We start from the raw sequence: 2,431 nt of genomic DNA, 5'->3' as shown, positions 1-2,431 counted from the left end.
TACCGACCTGTTGGACAAGGCGAAACTGGAAAAGCGGATCGCATCGCTCGAAGGGGAACGCAAGTCGTTCAACAAGGGCAAGCGTGATTCGGAGTTCAAGCTGGAGTCAAAGACCGGCGAGTTGCGCAACAACACGGCTTTCATAGATGCCATGACGGAGGACTGGAACCGCTTCCTGTCGGTGGTGCAGACCGACAAGGAGGGCAACCGCCTTAATATAATAAAGGTGGACGGAGTGGATTCCGCCGATGAGAAGGTCATCGGAAAGCGTTTGCAGGAGATAGCCAAGAATGCCACGACCGGAGGGTTGTACACGCAGGTCGGTGAACTTTACGGTTTTCCGATAAAGGTGGTGAGCGAAAGGATACTCAAAGAGGGATTGGAGTTCACCGACAACCGCTTCGTGGTCGAGGGGAACTACAAGTACACCTACAACAACGGGCATCTGGCGATGGCTGACCCGTTGGCCGCCGCCCGCAACTTCCTCAACGCGATGGAGAGGATACCCTCCATCATCGACCAGTACAAGGCGAAGAACGAGGTGCTGGAGATGGAGATACCGCAGTTACAGGAGATAGCGGGTAAGGTGTGGAAGAAGGAGGACGAGCTGAAGCAGTTGAAGTCCGAACTTGCCGCCCTTGACCGAAAAATTCAGCTGGAGCTTGCGCCACCCACGCCCGAAGTCGCAGAAAAGGAGAATGAAGGGCAACAGCTCAAGCCGGAAGCGGAAGATGTGAGGAACAGGCAGGCGCAATATCCCGAAAATGCACCGCCGCAGATACGCAGTCCGGCGGATAGTATCGTTGCCAACCATGTCATAATCGGGCGTCCGGGACTGTATGCCAAGGAGGAAACCCGGTCCAAAGGATTGAAAATATAACCTAAGGAATTTTATCTGAAGTATTAATAAGGGCTATCCCAAAAGGTCTAAAAGTAAATTTTATCCTTTCTGCAAGTATCTGTAGGATGGCAACTGCATTTTTTTTCTTTTTGGGCAGCCCTTATTAAAATTTATTCTTATTTTAGGTTATATACATTCATGTCCATTTATGTAAAAAATCCTGCTGACCTTGTTTATGTCTTGTCAGTCACCATTTGCAAAACCATATTTGACCCTCAAAGAGGCTGAATTTGATAAGTAACTTGCTACATACTCATAATAAGGAGCTAAATAGAACACGAATGGGAAATACACAAATGCTAAACTAAAGAAGATATTGGCCAAAATAAACGCTATACCGAGAGAGAAACTTGATTTTTCAACTTCCTAAAACGGTGTTGTTCAAACATTTCTACTTATTTGTACTTGCCAGTTGAACCTACGCTTCCCTAATAAAATGTCTATGGTAAAAAGTTAAAAAATCCTCCCACTTTTGTTAGATATATTTTTTTGTGTAATTTTGTAATCGTTATGCGGCAGTAATAATATACATATTAATACGAGTTAGTAATCCTGTAGTTCTCATATGCTACGAGGAGGTATTAAAAGGTGCGTTTCGACAATGCATCTACTGTAGTATATTATTGCTTAATCCAAATGAATATTATAAATTTAGGAATTCTTGCTCACATTGATGCAGGAAAAACTTCCGTAACCGAGAATCTGCTGTTTGCCAGTGGAGCAACGGAAAAGTGCGGCCGTGTGGATAATGGTGACACCATAACAGACTCTATGGATATAGAGAAACGTAGAGGAATTACTGTTCGGGCTTCTACGACATCTATTATCTGGAATGGAGTGAAATGCAATATCATTGACACTCCGGGACACATGGATTTTATTGCGGAAGTGGAGCGGACATTCAAAATGCTTGATGGAGCAGTCCTCATCTTATCCGCAAAGGAAGGCATACAAGCGCAGACAAAGTTGCTGTTCAGTACTTTACAAAAGCTGCAAATCCCGACAATTATATTTATCAATAAGATTGACCGTGCCGGTGTGAATTTGGAGCGTTTGTATATGGATATAAAAACAAATCTGTCGCAAGATGTCCTGTTTATGCAAACTGTTGTCGATGGATCGGTTTATCCGGTTTGCTCCCAAACATATATAAAGGAAGAATACAAAGAATTTGTATGCAACCATGACGACGATATATTAGAACGATATTTGGCGGATAGCGAAATTTCACCGGCTGATTATTGGAATACGATAATCGCTCTTGTGGCAAAAGCCAAAGTCTATCCGGTGCTACATGGATCAGCAATGTTCAATATCGGTATCAATGAGTTGTTGGACGCCATTTCTTCTTTTATACTTCCTCCGGCATCAGTCTCAAACAGACTTTCAGCTTATCTCTATAAGATAGAGCATGACCCCAAAGGGCATAAAAGAAGTTTTCTTAAAATAATTGACGGAAGTCTGAGACTTCGAGACGTTGTAAGAATCAACGATTCGGAAAAATTCATCAAGATTAAAAATCTAAAGACT

General features: G+C 43.1%; 2 protein-coding genes. Both read left to right on the top strand.

Annotation, left to right across the window (positions count from 1 at the left end; all coding sequences use genetic code 11):
* A partial coding sequence (locus DW033_RS24105) for a hypothetical protein (protein WP_122383244.1) occupies positions 1 to 880 on the top strand: 880 nt, incomplete at its 5' end.
* Positions 881 to 1,537: 657 nt separating this feature from the next.
* A partial coding sequence (locus DW033_RS24100) for a GTP-binding protein (RefSeq protein WP_122383243.1) occupies positions 1,538 to 2,431 on the top strand: 894 nt, incomplete at its 3' end.

The sequence above is a fragment of the Parabacteroides sp. AF39-10AC genome (genome assembly GCF_003635405.1).
Lineage (GTDB): Bacteria > Bacteroidota > Bacteroidia > Bacteroidales > Tannerellaceae > Parabacteroides > Parabacteroides distasonis.
This window is presented reverse-complemented; position numbering and strand designations above follow the sequence as displayed.